The following is a 15,316-nucleotide window of genomic DNA, read 5'->3' as shown; positions in this document are numbered from 1 at the left end:
CCTGCGACCCCCGGCCCGCGCGATGAGGTTCAGCCCGCTTCCGTCCACAGGCAGAGCGGGTGGCTCTGCTGGTCCCCGGGGTTCCGGGTGGGCCAGACCGGTGGGATGTATGCCCGTTCCGTCTCGAAGGCGAGGGAGATGCCCTCGATGCCGGGCGGGGGGCCGATGAGGACCCAGTCGGGTTCCTCGCGGCGGATCTCGTAGTCGAGAAGGCGGAGGTAGAAGCCGGCCAGTTCGTGCGCGTCATGCGCGTCCAGCGTGACGGCGGACGCTCTCGCACGTCCCACGGGGACCCCCTCTGCCGCTACCACCGCTTCTTGCCGTCCAGCTCGTCCCACCACTCGTCCGACTTGGCGTCGCCGGACGGGTCGTCCCACCAGCGGTCGTCCGGGCCTCGGCGGTTGGCGACGATCGCCGCCAGGGGCGGGATCACCATCGCCACCACGCACATCCCGACCGCCACCGGCATCGACCAGAGGCGTACGACGCTCCAGGCCAGGACGAAGAGGGCGATGCAGGTGCCCATCATGGCGAAATACACGTGCCGGCGACGTGCGTACATACGTCCAGGGTAGATCCGTAGGCCCGTACACGGCGAAGGGCCGTACTCCTGAGGTGACCCCAGGAGAACGGCCCTTCGTCGAGCTGTGCCCGTCGTCAGACGGCGATCGCGACCTCCGCGAGGCCGCCCGTCTCCGCGACGACCGTGCGGTCCGCCGTGCCGCCCGGGACCAGGGCGCGGACGGTCCAGGTGCCCTCGGCCGCGTAGAAGCGGAACTGTCCGGTCGCCGAGGTCGGGACCTCGGCGGTGAACTCGCCTGTCGAGTCCAGGAGGCGGACGTATCCGACCACCGGCTCGCCGTCGCGGGTCACCTGACCCTGGATCGTGGTCTCACCGGGCTTGATCGTCGAGGCGTCCGGGCCGCCGGCCTTCGCTCCACACATGTCTTTCTCCAGATTCAGAGGGTCTGACCGGAAGGAAGGCCGGTCGGGTTGGGCTGGGGTCTCTTACTTGTTGGCGCCGAGCTCGATCGGGACGCCGACGAGGCTGCCGTACTCGGTCCAGGAGCCGTCGTAGTTCTTGACGTTCTCCACGCCGAGCAGCTCGTGCAGGACGAACCAGGTCAGGGCCGAGCGCTCGCCGATGCGGCAGTACGCGATGGTGTCCTTGGCGAGGTCGACCTGCTCCTCGGCGTAGAGCTCCTTGAGCTCGTCGTCCGACTTGAAGGTGCCGTCGTCGTTGGCGTTCTTCGACCACGGGATGTTGCGGGCGGACGGGACGTGGCCCGGACGCTGCGACTGCTCCTGCGGGAGGTGGGCCGGGGCGAGCAGCTTGCCGCTGAACTCGTCGGGCGAACGGACGTCGACCAGGTTCTGCGAGCCGATGGCCGCCACGACGTCGTCGCGGAAGGCGCGGATCGCGGTGTTCTGCGGCTTGGCCTTGTAGTCGGTGGCGGGACGCGAGGGAACCTCTTCCACCAGCTCGCGGGCGTCCAGCTCCCACTTCTTGCGGCCGCCGTCGAGCAGCTTGACGCTGTCGTGGCCGTACAGCTTGAAGTACCAGTAGGCGTACGAGGCGAACCAGTTGTTGTTGCCGCCGTACAGCACCACGAGGGTGTCGTTGCCGATGCCCTTCGCCGAGAGAAGCTTCTCGAAGCCCTCCTGGTCGATGAAGTCACGGCGGACCGGGTCCTGGAGGTCCTTGGTCCAGTCGATCCGGATGGCGTTGCGGATGTGGTTCTTCTCGTAGGCGGACGTGTCCTCGTCCACCTCGACGATGGCGATGTCGGCGTTGTCGAGGTTGGCCTCGACCCAGTCGGCGTCTACCAGGACGTCGCTGCGGCTCATGCTGTTTCTCCTCCGGGGCAGTTGCGGCGGGGTGCTGCGTGGTGCGTGAGCAGAGGGGGTACGTGTCGGTCGTACCCGGTCGTGTGCGGTCAGGCCTGCTACGACGCGCGCACGAGGGCCCTGGGGACAGGGCGCCGGGGGGACGCGGGAGGGATGCGCTGCTGGACGCCGCGCGCTCCCGCTCAGAAAGGGCGACAGAGCATGGCGGCGACGCGGCACAGGTCTACTGCCCGCCGCTTCGTGAGATCCGCCTGTCGCTGCATAGCGTCGATCGTAGGGACGGATTGCCGGGGATGTCACCGGTGTGTCGCATGCTGAGATGCGATCGTCCGCGATGTGAGATCGGGGGGAGGGGGAGGTGGTTGCGCGTGGGTGGTGATGGGCCGGGAGGCGGGGTGCGTCGGCTGTTCATCTGCGGTACGGACGGTGCCGTCTCGCCAGTTGGACGCACTGTTCGCCCCCGGGTCCCGGGCTCCCGCCCCGCCGTCCCCTGGTCCCAGCTACCCCGCGAGGCTCACGTTCGAACCCTTCACCTTGATGTCCACACCCGACTTCGCCACCTCGACCGCGTCCAGCTTGATACCGCCAGGGAGGCCGTCGATCTTCTGTTCGAAGTCCGTCACCACGCGCGTCGTGCCGTCGGCGAGTTCGACGCCGAAGTTGGGCGGAGTGTCCGCGCTCACCTTCACCGTGTCGCCCGCGACCGAGACCGTGCCGAGGACTGACACCGGCTGTGCCAGCTTCTCGCCGTTCACCGTCGCGTCCACGGTCACCTTGATCTTGCCGTTGCCGCCGTCCGACAGTCCCACGACCGAGGCGGTCACACCAGGGGCCACCTGCACGGGCCCCGACTCCGCCGACTTGGCCGCCTTCAGCAGTTCCGAGTACGTGATGGTCGCGCTGCCGGTGGCGGTGGCCGCGGTGGCCGAGCTGTAGTCGCCGGTGAACTCGACCTCGCGCATCTGGGCGTTCAGGTCGTCGATGCGGATGCCCTGGCCGGAGGGGCCCGTGTTGGCCTCGTAGTCCTTGATGCCGACCTTGACGTCGTCCAGTTCGCCGCCGGCGAGCTGGGTGAGGAAGGGGAAGCCGTTGATCGAGACGTCCGGGGTGGTGGTCAGGCCCTCGCTGGTCTTGAGGCGGTCCGCGACCTCGTCCTCCGCGAAGCCGACGGCGAGGCGGTCGGCCAGCACGAAGAGGCCGCCGAGAACGACGGCGGCTATGAGGAGTATTCGGAGTGCACGCATGTTCGTGACGGTACCCGGGGTCGCTGTGTTCTCGCCCCCGCCGCCCCTACCCGTCCCATCCTGTCCCTGGGGGCTGCGCCCCCAGACCCCCCTACGGCCCTGAACGGGCCTCGTCCTCAAACGCCGGACGGGCTGGGGGTTAGATCAGGGCCCGGCCCACCAAGTACACCGCCGGTGCTGCCGCCGCCAGCGGTAGGGCCACTCCCGCTGTGAAGTGGACGAACCTTGACGGGTAGTCGTAGCTCGCCACCCGGTGGCCGATCAGGGCGCAGACTCCCGCCGAGGCGCCGAGCAGCGCGCCCTTCGTGCCCAGGTCCGTCATTCCGCCTGCCGCGATTCCGGCTCCTGCGGCCGCCAGCAGGGCGACCACCACCGAGGCAGGGGTCGGCAAGGGGAGTGCGCGGGCCAGGATGGCCGCGGCGACCGCCGCCGCGCCGACCGTCACCGCGTCCGGGTCCGCCGCCAGGTAGCCGGTCGCGATGATCGCCAGTGCCGCCGAGGCGACCGTGGCCATCAGGCCCGACATCCGGGTGTCCGCGTCCGCGTGGGAGCGGAGTTGCAGGACGAGGGTGAGTAGTACCCAGACCCCCAGCGTGCCCAGGATCGCCGCCGGGGCGTTCTCGCGGCCCGCCGCCAGCAGGGCGATGTCGGCCGTCACCGCGCCCGCGAAGGCGAGGGCGATGCCCTGGCGGGCCGGCCACATCCCGTTCAGCCGGAACCAGCCGGCCGCCGTGACCGCCTGCAGGATCACCAGCGGCACGACAAGGGCGTACGACCCGATGGCCGCCGTACCGGAGAGCAGGAGACCCAGGACGGCCGTGAGGGCGGCGGGCTGGATGCCGGGCTCGATGATCGGCGAGCGTCCCTCCAGGCGGGCCCGCTGCGCGTCGGTGACCCGGGAGTTGCCGGCGATGGTGGCGGGACCGTATCCGGCGTCCGGGGCAGCTTGCTGGGGTGGCAGGTACGGGGGCTCCGGGGCCGGCGGGGGTGTGGTCACCGGGGCCTGCATCTGGGTCTCCCAGGTCTGGCCCTGCCACTGCTGCGTGTACTGCTGCTGCTCCTGCGGGTCCTCGTACGGCTGCGCCTGCTGCTGACCCGGCCAGGGCTGCGCAGGGGTGTGGGGCTGCTGTCCCTCGTACTGCTGTTGCTGCTGGTGCTGCTGGTGCTGGTGCTGGTACGGGTCGTAGCCCTGGCCCTCGTACGATCCGCCGTACTGCTGCCCATACGGCTGCTGGTTGCTCATAGTGCTGCGCTCACCCTCCTGCGAACGGTGGGAGCACCTCGACCGTGCCGCCCTCGGCCAGCCGTACCGTCTCATGTTCGCGGGTGCCCACGGGGTCACCGTCGATGAGGAACGAGCATCGGCGCAGGACGCGGTCGAGTTCGCCGGGGTGTCGCTCGCGGACCTGGTCGAGCGCCTCGGCGAGGGTGGCCGCGTCGTACGGCTCCTCGGCGGTCCCGGCCGCGGCCTTCGCGGCGGCCCAGTAGCGCACCGTGACCTTTGCCATCTCTGCTTCCTCGATCGGTCGGCGGTCAATCGGCGTCAACCGGCAGTCGACTGCCTGTGACACCGCCCAAGGCTAGCCCGCCCGGGAGACCGCCCAGTCCCCGATCCGGCGTAACAGCCCGTTGTCCGCCGCGTGCTCGGCGTGGCCCATGCCTGGCTCCAACCACAGTTCGCCCGCGTCGCCGGCCGCTGCCGCGAGCATCCGGGGGTGGTCCACCGGGAAGTAGCCGTCCCGGTCGCCGTGCACGATCAGCAGCGGGGTCGGCGCTATCCGCGGCACGGCCTCCACGGGAGACAGCGGCACCGGGTTCCAGTCCTGGTCGTGGATCCTCGTCCGGAGTCCGTAGCGGCCCACCAGTCGGCCCTCGGGACGGGTCACCAGCCAGTGCACGCGTCGCATGGGGGCCGTACCCCGGTAGTACCAGCGGGCAGGCGCGCTGACCGAAACCACCGCGTCCACCTCGTCCACCGCGTGCACCGCGTCCACCGCTTCCACCGCGTGCGCGTTCGGCGCCGCCTCCGTGCGCCCCCTGTGCTCCCGCCGGCCGGGACCGCCGTGGAGCGCCGCGTGGCGCAGGACCACCGAACCGCCCATCGAGAATCCGACCGTCGCCACCCGGGTGTGCCCGAGCTCACGTGCCCAGCGGACGGCGGCGGCCAGATCGAGGACCTCGCGGTCGCCGACCGTCGAGCGTCCGCCCGACGCCCCATGGCCCCGGAAGGAGAACGTCAGCACTGCCCCGTACTGCGCGAACACCTCCGCCACCCGTCGAACGTGCGGCCGGTCCGCGTCCCCGGTGAAGCCGTGGGCCACGACGAACACAAGATGATCGGAAGATGGCGTCGAGGCGTCGGATCGGTCGCCGGATCCGTCGTATACAACGCCTCCCGGCTCGTATACGGCATCGATCGTCACCCCGTCGTCGGTGGTCAGAAACCTGCGCAGAGGGGCGCGAGTGGCCGTCTCAGAGTTCGGGACGATGAAAGATCGCGTCACATGACCTGCCGGACCAGTGCTCATGTGGGCTATTGTGCTGGGCAGAGGACTCGGGCAGCGCAGCCCCCGAGTCCTTTTGTGCTTTCGGGGCCGCTGTATACGAAGCGGGTTACACGCAGCCGAACGCTGTGGGAAACCGCAGGTGTACGCCGGGCCGGATCGCACAGCAGTGCCGCAGACGTCCTCGCAGGGACCGAGGAGGAACCAGACGTTATGGGCGAGCGAACCGAGAACGACCTTGTGCACGACCGTGTGGCGACGACGATCCGGGTAGGTGGGACGCGATGAGTTCACTTCTCCTGCTGACCAATGCCCTCCAGCCGTCGACGGAGGTGCTTCCCGCTCTCGGCCTGCTGCTGCACAACGTGCGCGTGGCTCCGGCGGAGGGACCCGCTCTCGTCGACACCCCCGGTGCCGACGTCATCCTGATCGACGGCCGGCGGGATCTGCCCCAGGTGCGCAGCCTGTGCCAGCTCCTGCGCTCCACCGGGCCCGGCTGTCCGCTGATCCTCGTCGTCACCGAGGGCGGCCTCGCGGCCGTCACCGCCGACTGGGGCATCGACGATGTTCTGCTGGACACCGCAGGCCCTGCCGAGGTCGAGGCGCGGCTGCGCCTGGCCATGGGCCGCCAGCAGATCGTCAACGACGACTCCCCCATGGAGATCCGCAACGGCGACCTGTCGGTCGACGAGGCGACGTACAGCGCGAAGCTGAAGGGCCGGGTCCTCGACCTCACCTTCAAGGAGTTCGAGCTGCTGAAGTACCTGGCCCAGCACCCGGGCCGCGTCTTCACGCGCGCCCAGCTGCTCCAGGAGGTCTGGGGCTACGACTACTTCGGTGGCACCCGCACGGTCGACGTGCACGTACGACGGCTGCGCGCGAAGCTCGGGCCCGAGCACGAGGCGCTGATCGGGACCGTCCGGAACGTCGGTTATCGATTCGTTACGCCGGAGAAGGGCGAGCGCGCGACCGACGAGGCGAAGGCCAAGGCGGCCCTCGCGAAGCCGGACGATGCGGGCGTTACGGGCGATACGGCGGCCCTGGACGCGGTCGCGGAGTCGTCCGAGGTCAGCGCGGAGGCGTAACCCACGGTACGCGGGTGACGGCGCACGGCACTGTGCGCGCTCCGGGCAGGTGGAACGGGCTTCCTGCGCCCCTGCCCAGAGCGGGTCCATCCGCGTAGACTCCGTGGGTGGCCAAGGTGACTAGGGATGATGTGGCTCGGCTGGCGGGAACCTCCACCGCCGTCGTCAGCTATGTCATCAACAACGGACCCCGGCCGGTTGCCCCGGCCACGCGCGAGCGTGTCCTCGCCGCAATCAAGGAGCTGAGCTACCGGCCCGACCGGGTGGCCCAGGCGATGGCGTCGCGGCGCACGGACCTCATAGGCCTGATCGTGCCGGACGCGCGCCAGCCCTTCTTCGGGGAGATGGCGCACGCGGTCGAACAGGCCGCGTCCGAGCGCGGAAAAATGGTGCTGGTCGGCAACTCCGACTACATCGCCGAGCGCGAGGTCCACTATCTGCGGGCCTTCCTCGGTATGCGGGTCTCCGGGCTGATCCTCGTCAGCCACGCCCTCAACGACAACGCGGCGGCGGAGATCGAGGCCTGGGACGCCCGGGTGGTCCTCCTGCACGAACGCCCCGAGGCCATCGACGACGTCGCCGTCGTCACGGACGACCTCGGCGGCGCCCACCTCGCCGTCCGCCACCTGCTGGAGCACGGCTACGAGTACGTGGCCTGTATCGGCGGCGTCGCCGAGACCCCGGCGGTCGGCGACCCGGTCTCGGACCACGTCCAGGGCTGGCGGCGCGCGATGGACGAGGCCGGTGTCTCCACGGAGGGCCGCCTCTTCGAGGTCCTCTACAACCGGTACGACGCCTACAAGGCCGCCCTGGAGATCCTCGCCGACCCGAGCACCCGCCCCCCGGCCATCTTCTGCTCCACCGACGACCAGGCCATCGGCCTGCTGCGGGCGGCGCGCGAGCTGCGGATCGACGTTCCCGGCGAGCTGGCGGTGGCCGGCTTCGACGACATCAAGGAAGCGTCGCTGGCGGACCCGCCCCTCACCACCGTCGCCTCCGACCGCTCGGCCATGGCCCGCGCGGCCGTCGACCTGGTCCTCGACGACGGGGTACGGGTGGCGGGCTCGCGCCGCGAGCGGCTGAAGCAGTTCCCGTCCCGGCTGGTGACCCGGCGTTCCTGCGGCTGCGAATAGCCGCTCATCTCCGCTGAGCGGGTCTCTCATCCCGCTCTCATCGGCGCACCGGCCGTCCTTATATCGGGCGAACGAGCTTCTGCCGGGCTTCTCAGCGAGCACTCAGCCAGCTCTCATCATGGGGGGCCAAGCTCTCTTCCATGACCGAGAGCTTCCGCCGCAGCGGCGAGTACGAGACCCCCCAGGGCCACGAGCCGCAGTCCGCGTACCCCCAGCAGCCCGTTGCCTCCTCTCCCGTGAACCCGGAGTGGCCGCCCCCGCCGGCGCACGAGCCGCCGACGGTCCAGCAACCCGCGTACGAGGAGCAGAACGCTCCGCGGGTCACGCAGGCCCCGCAGGCCGCCCAGGCCGCGCAGGCCGCGCAAGCCCCGCATGCCTCCCACAACCCGCAGGGCTCTCACGCCCCCCAGGCGCCGCAGGCCCCCCACAACCCGCAGGCCGCGCAGGCCTCCCAGGCTCCGCAGCAGCAGCCCGCGGCCACCGCGACGATGTTCGCCGGCGCCCCGGCCGCGCCCGGCGCCCCGGGTGCCCCCGGCGGCCCCGGCGGCCCCGGTGGACCGATCGGCGGGGCACACGCCGCCGTCCCCGGCGTTCCCGGCGCGCGCAAGAAGCGGGCCAAGGGCCCCTTCGCTCTTCTCGCCGCCGTGGCGATCGTCGCCGCGGCGATAGGCGGCGGCACGGCGTACGGCATCCAGGAGCTGACCAACTCGGACACCGCCGTCACCTCCAGCAGCACCAGCACCAACGTGGTGCCGTCGAGCGCCAAGGGCACGGTCTCCGGGGTCGCCGCCGCCGTCAGCCCCAGCATCGTCGAGATCAACGCGACCTCGAACGCGGGTTCGTCGACCGGCTCCGGCGTGATCATCACGTCCGACGGCGAGATCATCACCAACAACCACGTCATCGCGGGCGCCTCGTCGATCAAGGTGTCGACGAGCGACGGCAAGACGTACACCGCGAAGGTCGTCGGCACCGACAGCAAGAAGGACCTGGCCCTCATCAAGCTGGAGAACGCCTCCGGCCTGAAGGTCGCGACCCTCGGCAACTCCGCCGGCGTCCAGGTCGGCGACCAGGTCGTGGCGATCGGCTCCCCCGAGGGGCTGACCGGCACGGTCACCAGCGGCATCGTGTCCGCGCTCAACCGTGACGTCACCGTCGCCACGGAGGGCGGCCAGGACCAGAGCCAGGACCAGGGCCAGCAGCAGTGGCAGGGCGGCGGCGACGGCGGCGGCTGGCCGTTCGAGTTCGGCGGCAGGCAGTTCAACGGTGACACCGGTTCGTCCACCACGACCTACAAGGCCCTCCAGACGGACGCGTCCCTCAACCCCGGCAACTCCGGCGGCGCGCTCATCGACATGAACGGCAACATCATCGGCATCAACTCCGCGATGTACTCGGCGAGTTCGTCCTCGTCGGACGCGGGCAGCGCGGGGCTCGGCTTCGCCATCCCGATCAACACCGTCAAGTCCGACCTGGCGACCCTGCGCTCGGGCTCCACCGACTGAGACAGTCACCAGCAGCAGAGACAGAGGGGTACGTCATGATCAACCAGGTTTCGCACCAGCTGCCCGGCGGTACGGCGGCCACCGGCCCGGCCTCCCTGGACCTCGCCCTCGGCGTGGCCTACGCCCTGCACCCGCCGACGACCCGGGCGCCGGAGATCGCGACGGTCAAGCGCGCGGCGGTTGCCGGCCGCAGGGCGACGGCACACAGCCGCCGAACCCCGCGCGGCTGATCGCCGCAGCAGCGATCACTCTCTCCGCAGCAGACCGGAAACGTGCGAGGCTGAGGCCACCCGGCACGTCCCACCGCACCCGAGGAATCCACGACCATGAGCCCCGCCGAAGGCGACCGTGACCCCCAGCGCATCCTGATCGTCGACGACGAGCCGGCGGTGCGCGAAGCACTCCAGCGCAGCCTCGCCTTCGAGGGGTACGACACGGAGGTCGCGGTCGACGGCGCGGACGCGCTGGAGAAGGCGACCGCGTACCAGCCCGACCTGGTCGTCCTCGACATCCAGATGCCCAGGATGGACGGACTCACGGCGGCCCGACGCATGCGCGGCGCGGGCACGACCACGCCCATCCTGATGCTGACCGCCCGCGACACGGTCGGCGACCGGGTGACGGGCCTGGACGCGGGAGCCGACGACTACCTGGTCAAGCCCTTCGAACTCGACGAACTCTTCGCCCGCGTACGGGCCCTGCTGCGCCGCAGCTCCTACGCGGCGGCGGCCGTCGCCGGCAACCTTCCCGACGACGAGTCCCTGACCTTCGCCGACCTGCGCATGGACCTCGCGACCCGCGAGGTGACGCGGGGCGGCCGGGCAGTGGAACTGACCCGCACGGAGTTCACCCTCCTGGAGATGTTCCTGGCCCACCCGCGCCAGGTCCTCACCCGGGAACAGATCCTGAAGGCGGTCTGGGGCTTCGACTTCGAGCCGTCCTCCAACTCCCTCGACGTGTACGTGATGTACCTGCGCCGCAAGACGGAGGCGGGCGGCGAGCCGCGCCTGGTCCACACGGTGAGGGGCGTGGGGTACGTGCTTCGACAGGGGGGCGCGGAATGAACCGGGTGGTACGCCGGTACCAGTCCCTTCCGATCCGGTCCCGGCTGGCGTTGCTGGTGGCCGCGGCGGTGGCGTTCGCGGTGGGCGCGGTCTCGGTGGCCTGTTGGTTCATCGTGCAGGGGAAACTGTACGAGCAGGTCAACAACGATCTGCAGCAGATGGTGAACAGGCCGGGCATCCTCAATCAGGTGCTCAACGAGTGCTCCCAGACCCCGCAGCAGAACGACAGCCGGGGGCCCGTCCCGAACAGTTACGTCCAGCTCATCAAGGTCAAGGGCGATCCCTGCGTCACCCCGTTCTCCAAGGGCACGGTCCGGGTGACCGACAGCGACCGGGACCTGATCACGGACGCGACGGAGTCCGGCCAGCACATCTTCCGCAACGGGAACGACGAGGACGGCAACTCCGTACGCGTGCTGTCGGTGTTCCTCGGCGTGGACTCCTCCGACGGACAGCGAGTCGCCGTCCTCGTCGCGACCCCCCTCCACGGCACCCAGTCCACTCTCAACGAGCTTGCCCTGATCCTCCTTCTCGTCTCCGGAGTCGGAGTGCTCGGCGCCGGCGCCGCCGGGCTCGCGGTGGCCCGTGCTGCCCTCCGGCCCGTCGACAAGCTCACCGAGGCCGTCGAGCACGTGGCCCGTACCGATGACCTGACCGTTCGTATCCCCGTCGAGGACGAGAGTGACGACGAGGTCGCCCGCCTCTCCCGTTCCTTCAACTCCATGACCTCCGCTCTCGCCAACTCCCGTGAGCTGCAACAGCAGTTGATCGCCGACGCCGGTCACGAACTCCGCACCCCCCTCACCTCCCTCCGCACCAACATCGAACTCCTCACCCGCAGCGAGGAGACGGGCCGCCCGATCCCCGAGGCCGACCGCAAGGCGCTGCTCGCCTCGGTGAAGGCGCAGATGACCGAACTGGCCGCCCTGATAGGCGACTTGCAGGAGCTGTCCCGGCCGGAGGGCCAGCAGGGAGAGCGCGTCCAGGTGGTCTCCCTGCAGGACACCGTCGAATCTGCGCTGCGCCGGGCCCGCCTGAGGGGCCCCGAGCTGACGATCACCGCGGACATCCAGCCCTGGTTCGTCCGGGCGGAGCCCACCGCGCTGGAGCGGGCGGTGGTCAACATCCTGGACAACGCGGTGAAGTTCAGCCCCGAGGGCGGCACGATCGAGGTGGGGCTCACGTCCGGTGTCCTCACGGTCCGCGACCACGGCCCCGGAATCCCCGCCGACGAGATCCCCCACGTCTTCGACCGCTTCTGGCGCTCCCCGAGCGCACGAGCACTGCCGGGCTCCGGCCTGGGCCTGTCCATCGTGGCCCGTACGGTGCAACAGGCGGGCGGTGAGGTCACGCTGGCCCGCGCGGCGGGCGGCGGCACGGTGGCCACGGTACGGCTGCCGGGGGCGGCTGTTCCGCCGCCGGACGCGATGACGGGGGAGCCTGAGCGGTCATGACCGGTGACCGGTGATACCGGGTTTCCTCGGACGCGGAGCTGAGCAGATCGGGTCGGTCAGCTCCGCGTCCGAGGTGTTCCCCCGTTGCGGGAACAACAATGCCCTGGCGCCACGCTGTTGTCGTTCGCAGCCGGTGCACAGTTTCTTGGCACTGCGTCTACTTCCGGCCAGCCGCCTTCACTTCGGACAACGTCCGCTGCCGGTGGTCCCGGGGTGAGATCCCGTACGCCGATCGGAACGCGCGGGTGAAGTCGGAGGCCCTGGGGTAGCCCCAGCGGGCCGCGATCGTGTGGATCGGCGTACCGAGCAGGGCCGGGTTCGACAGGTCCCGGTGGGCGTTTTCCAGCCGCCTGCGGCGGATCCACGCGGCGACCGGTTCGCCCTGGGTCTGCTGCTGGAAGATGCGGTGCAGATAGCTGAGCGAGATGTTGTGGGCGGCGGCTATGACGGGCGGGGTCAGTTCGGGGTCGTGCAGGTTCTGCCGGATGAAGTCCTGGACGCGCTGTGCCATCGCCCTGCCCCGGCTCTCCGGTGACAACGCGGCTTCCGCTTCGAGGAGTTGGGCGAACCAGGCCGACATGAGGTCGAGGACGACCGTGCCGAGGCGGGGCGCGTCGGAGGGCTGCAGGGTGCCGGACTGGCGTTCCAGGCCGACGACGAAGTCCGCCAGGAGTGCGCCGACCCCCTCCTGGCCGGGCAGCCGCCGGCCCAGCAACTCCCGTACGCGGTGCGGTGGCAGGGGCAGCAGCGACTTGGGGAAGTCCACGGCCATGCCGGTGACGAGTCCGCCCTGCCGGTCGTCCGCCGATCTGACGTCGTACGGCTGGGAGCTGTCGGCCAGGTGCAGGTCACGTGCGGTGAACGTGCTGGCCTGCCCGACGTGGTCGAGTGCCAGGCCGCCGTCCATCAGCAGCGTCAGGTGGTAGAACTCGGGGTCGGCCTGGCGCACCATTTTCGCGGTCCGCCGGTAGCGCGTCGGCTTGAACGACAGCTGGCTCACGACGACCGGGCCCAGCTCCAACAGCCGCTGCTCCGCCCAGAATTCGGCGGCGTGCTCGCTGACGAGCGCGCTGGAGCGCGTCCGGCCGACCAGTTCCTGCCAGTAGTCGAATCTGTCTCCCGCAGGCACGTCCGCCGTACGGAACACCGTCCCGATCATTCCGTTTCCTTTCCGCTCCCCGTTCTTCGACTTCTCGGCACGGCAACCTTTCCCCCCACGGCGGCGACTGCCAAGTGACGTGGTTCCCCCTCCAGTTAACCCCTCACTCGAACGGAAGCAGCCGTGAGCGAAACCCGCAGCAAGCCCGGCAGCCGCAGCCGTAGTGGCAACCGTCACCGCCGCCGCAAGACCGCCCTGTTCGCCGGTGTCCCGCTGGCGCTCGCCTCCGCCGGGGCCATGGCCTACGGAGGTGTCCTGGGGGTGTTCGGCGCGGATGCGCAGCCCAAGGCTTCCGCCGCCACCGCCACCGCAACCACCTCGGCCAAAGCCGCTTCCTCCGCGCTCGCCGGTGTCACGGACGTCGCCAATGGCTTCGCGTCCGTCAACGCCCTTGGTCAGAACGGGACTTACGGCGGCCGGGGCGGCCAGACGGTCACCGTGAAGACGCTCGCCGACCTGGAGAAGTACGCGACCGCCGCCGAGCCGTACATCATCGTCGTCGCCGCCACCATCGACATGAACCCGGTCGGCAAGGAGATCAAGGTCGCCTCCGACAAGACCATCATCGGCTCCGGGACCTCCGGGCACATCGTCGGCGGCGGGTTCTTCCTCGGGCAGGGCGTCCACAACGTCATTATCCGGAACCTCACCATCCGGGACGCCTACCAGGGTGTCTGGAACGACAAGGAACACGACTTCGACGCCATCCAGATGGACGGCGCCCACCACGTGTGGATCGACCACAACGATCTGCGGCACATGGCCGACGGTCTCATCGACAGCCGCAAGGACACCACCTACCTGACCGTCTCCTGGAACAAGCTGAGCCAGGAGAACAAGGCCTTCGGCATCGGCTGGACCGAGAACATCACCGCCGACATCACGATCCACCACAACTGGATCCGCGAGACCGAGCAGCGCAACCCCTCCACCGACAACGTGGCCCACGCGCACCTCTACAACAACTACCTGGAGGACGAGGCGGGGACCACCATCAAGTCCTCGTACGGCAACTACTCGCGCGGCAAGACGAACATGGTCCTGGAGAACTCGTACTTCCAGGGCATGACCAACCCCGTCGTCCGGGACGCCACCGCCACCCTCGTCCAGCGCGGCAACGTCTTCTCGGGGACGACGGGCAAGAACGAGAGCGGGGGCTCGGGCGCGGCCTGGGACCCGAAGACGTACTACGCCTACACGCTCGACAAGGCGGCCGATGTACCGGCGCTGCTCAAGTCCGGGGCGGGTCCCCGCAGTTCGGTCGCGAAAGCGGCCAGTGGGACCGCGACCAGTACGGCCAGCGGGACCGCGACCACCACGTCCGCCGCCGCCACGACCCTCACCGTCGCCGCCGACGGTTCCGGCCAGTACCGGACCGTGCAGGCCGCGGTGAACGCCGTACCGGCGAACAACCCCTCCCGCGTGGTCATCTCGGTCAAGCCGGGCACGTACCGCGAGCTGGTCAAGGTCCCCTCCAACAAGCCGCACGTCACCATCCAGGGCAGCGGGGCCAGCCGCAAGGACACCACAATCGTCTTCAACAACGCGTCGGGTACGCCGAAGCCCGACGGTTCCGGCACGTACGGCACCGGCGGCAGCGCCACGGTCGCCGTCGAGGCGGACGACTTCCAGGCCCGCAACCTGACCATCTCCAACGACTTCGACGAGGCCGCGCACCAGGACATCGCCCAGCAGGCGGTCGCCCTGCGCACCTCCGCCGACAAGGTGTTCCTCGACGGCGTCATCGTCAGCGGCGACCAGGACACCCTGCTGGTGGACACCCCGTCCAAGGACAAGCTGGGCCGCGTCTACATGACCAACTCGTACGTCGTCGGCAACACCGACTTCATCTTCGGGCGGGCCACCGCCGTGATCGACAAGTCCGTCATCACCCTGAAGAAGCGCTGGAACGGCACTTCGGCGGGCTATGTCGTGGCTCCCAGCACCGCCGCGAACCGCAAGGGCATCCTCATCGCCAACTCCACGGTGAACGGTGACGTCGCCGACCGCAGCTTCTACCTCGGCCGCAACTGGCACGCGGGCGGAGACGCGACCCTCGACCCGCAGGCCACGATCCGCAACACGTCGCTGAGCGCGGCGATCAGGACCACCCCCTGGTCGGACATGGGCGGCTTCTCCTGGAAGGAAGACCGCTTCGCCGAGTACAAGAACACCGGCGCGGGCGCGGGCGCCGCGAGCAGCGACCGCCCGATCCTGACCGACGCCCAGGCGGCCAACCAGGAGATCGCCGACTGGCTGGGCGACTGGACCCCGACGGCCGGCTGACCCGGAAACGCGAAGGGCCCAAGGCGCAAGCCTT

Annotated in this window: 17 protein-coding genes; 7 read left to right on the top strand and 10 right to left on the bottom strand. The window is 70.0% G+C overall.

Annotated elements, in window-relative coordinates:
- Window positions 1-29 precede the first annotated feature (29 nt).
- The 9 genes from ABZ855_RS34100 to ABZ855_RS34060 all read right to left on the bottom strand — a co-directional run bounded on the left by ABZ855_RS34100 (window position 30) and on the right by ABZ855_RS34060 (window position 5,620).
- On the bottom strand, window positions 30-287 hold the full coding sequence (locus ABZ855_RS34100) for a hypothetical protein (RefSeq protein ID WP_360813408.1): 258 nt from the start codon (window positions 285-287) through the stop codon (window positions 30-32).
- A gap of 17 nt (window positions 288-304) precedes the next feature.
- On the bottom strand, window positions 305-562 hold the full coding sequence (locus tag ABZ855_RS34095; protein WP_360813406.1) for a DUF3099 domain-containing protein: 258 nt from the start codon (window positions 560-562) through the stop codon (window positions 305-307).
- Between the two features lie 95 nt (window positions 563-657).
- Window positions 658-945, bottom strand: coding sequence for a DUF1416 domain-containing protein (locus ABZ855_RS34090; RefSeq protein WP_319208566.1), 288 nt, complete (start codon window positions 943-945; stop codon window positions 658-660).
- A gap of 63 nt (window positions 946-1,008) precedes the next feature.
- On the bottom strand, window positions 1,009-1,848 hold the full coding sequence (locus ABZ855_RS34085; protein ID WP_360813404.1) for a sulfurtransferase: 840 nt from the start codon (window positions 1,846-1,848) through the stop codon (window positions 1,009-1,011).
- 182 nt (window positions 1,849-2,030) lie between these two features.
- Window positions 2,031-2,111, bottom strand: a complete 81-nt coding sequence (locus tag ABZ855_RS34080) for an Ms5788A family Cys-rich leader peptide (protein ID WP_351335063.1) — start codon at window positions 2,109-2,111, stop codon at window positions 2,031-2,033.
- A gap of 237 nt (window positions 2,112-2,348) precedes the next feature.
- A complete protein-coding gene (locus ABZ855_RS34075) occupies window positions 2,349-3,092 on the bottom strand; it encodes a DUF2993 domain-containing protein (RefSeq protein ID WP_360813402.1) in 744 nt (247 codons plus the stop codon).
- Window positions 3,093-3,231: 139 nt separating this feature from the next.
- Window positions 3,232-4,335: a hypothetical protein gene (locus tag ABZ855_RS34070; protein ID WP_360813400.1), complete on the bottom strand. Its 1,104-nt coding sequence runs from the start codon at window positions 4,333-4,335 to the stop codon at window positions 3,232-3,234.
- A 10-nt stretch (window positions 4,336-4,345) separates the two neighbouring features.
- Complete coding sequence (locus ABZ855_RS34065; RefSeq protein WP_319208560.1) at window positions 4,346-4,600, bottom strand: MoaD/ThiS family protein; 255 nt, start codon at window positions 4,598-4,600, stop codon at window positions 4,346-4,348.
- Between the two features lie 72 nt (window positions 4,601-4,672).
- Complete coding sequence (locus ABZ855_RS34060) at window positions 4,673-5,620, bottom strand: alpha/beta fold hydrolase (protein ID WP_360813398.1); 948 nt, start codon at window positions 5,618-5,620, stop codon at window positions 4,673-4,675.
- A gap of 260 nt (window positions 5,621-5,880) precedes the next feature.
- Here ABZ855_RS34060 and ABZ855_RS34055 point away from each other — a divergent pair, with 260 nt between their 5' ends.
- The 6 genes from ABZ855_RS34055 (at window position 5,881) to ABZ855_RS34030 (ending at window position 11,837) form a co-directional block, all read left to right on the top strand.
- On the top strand, window positions 5,881-6,681 hold the full coding sequence (locus tag ABZ855_RS34055; protein ID WP_360813396.1) for a response regulator transcription factor: 801 nt from the start codon (window positions 5,881-5,883) through the stop codon (window positions 6,679-6,681).
- A gap of 107 nt (window positions 6,682-6,788) precedes the next feature.
- The gene (locus ABZ855_RS34050; RefSeq protein ID WP_360813394.1) at window positions 6,789-7,814 is read left to right on the top strand and encodes a LacI family DNA-binding transcriptional regulator; all 1,026 of its coding nucleotides are present in this window, start codon (window positions 6,789-6,791) and stop codon (window positions 7,812-7,814) included.
- Window positions 7,815-7,954: 140 nt separating this feature from the next.
- Window positions 7,955-9,319 (top strand): trypsin-like peptidase domain-containing protein, encoded by a 1,365-nt coding sequence (locus ABZ855_RS34045; protein ID WP_360813392.1) that lies wholly within the window; start codon window positions 7,955-7,957, stop codon window positions 9,317-9,319.
- Between the two features lie 35 nt (window positions 9,320-9,354).
- Window positions 9,355-9,549: a hypothetical protein gene (locus tag ABZ855_RS34040; RefSeq protein WP_360813390.1), complete on the top strand. Its 195-nt coding sequence runs from the start codon at window positions 9,355-9,357 to the stop codon at window positions 9,547-9,549.
- Between the two features lie 96 nt (window positions 9,550-9,645).
- Window positions 9,646-10,383 (top strand): response regulator transcription factor, encoded by a 738-nt coding sequence (locus ABZ855_RS34035; protein ID WP_360813388.1) that lies wholly within the window; start codon window positions 9,646-9,648, stop codon window positions 10,381-10,383.
- On the top strand, window positions 10,380-11,837 hold the full coding sequence (locus ABZ855_RS34030; RefSeq protein WP_360813386.1) for a HAMP domain-containing sensor histidine kinase: 1,458 nt from the start codon (window positions 10,380-10,382) through the stop codon (window positions 11,835-11,837). The genes ABZ855_RS34035 and ABZ855_RS34030 overlap by 4 nt, the downstream gene beginning before the upstream one ends.
- Window positions 11,838-11,994: 157 nt before the next feature.
- Here ABZ855_RS34030 and ABZ855_RS34025 read toward each other — a convergent pair whose 3' ends face one another.
- Window positions 11,995-12,996, bottom strand: a complete 1,002-nt coding sequence (locus ABZ855_RS34025) for a helix-turn-helix domain-containing protein (protein ID WP_360813384.1) — start codon at window positions 12,994-12,996, stop codon at window positions 11,995-11,997.
- A gap of 123 nt (window positions 12,997-13,119) precedes the next feature.
- On the opposite strand from ABZ855_RS34025, the gene ABZ855_RS34020 reads away from it, so the two are divergent.
- The gene (locus ABZ855_RS34020; protein ID WP_360813382.1) at window positions 13,120-15,282 is read left to right on the top strand and encodes a pectinesterase family protein; all 2,163 of its coding nucleotides are present in this window, start codon (window positions 13,120-13,122) and stop codon (window positions 15,280-15,282) included.
- Window positions 15,283-15,316: the final 34 nt, after the last annotated feature.

The organism is Streptomyces sp. NPDC047042 (assembly GCF_040644035.1).
Taxonomy (GTDB): domain Bacteria; phylum Actinomycetota; class Actinomycetes; order Streptomycetales; family Streptomycetaceae; genus Streptomyces.
The sequence above is the reverse complement of the archived record's forward strand: the minus strand, read 5'-3'. Positions and strand labels throughout refer to the sequence as shown.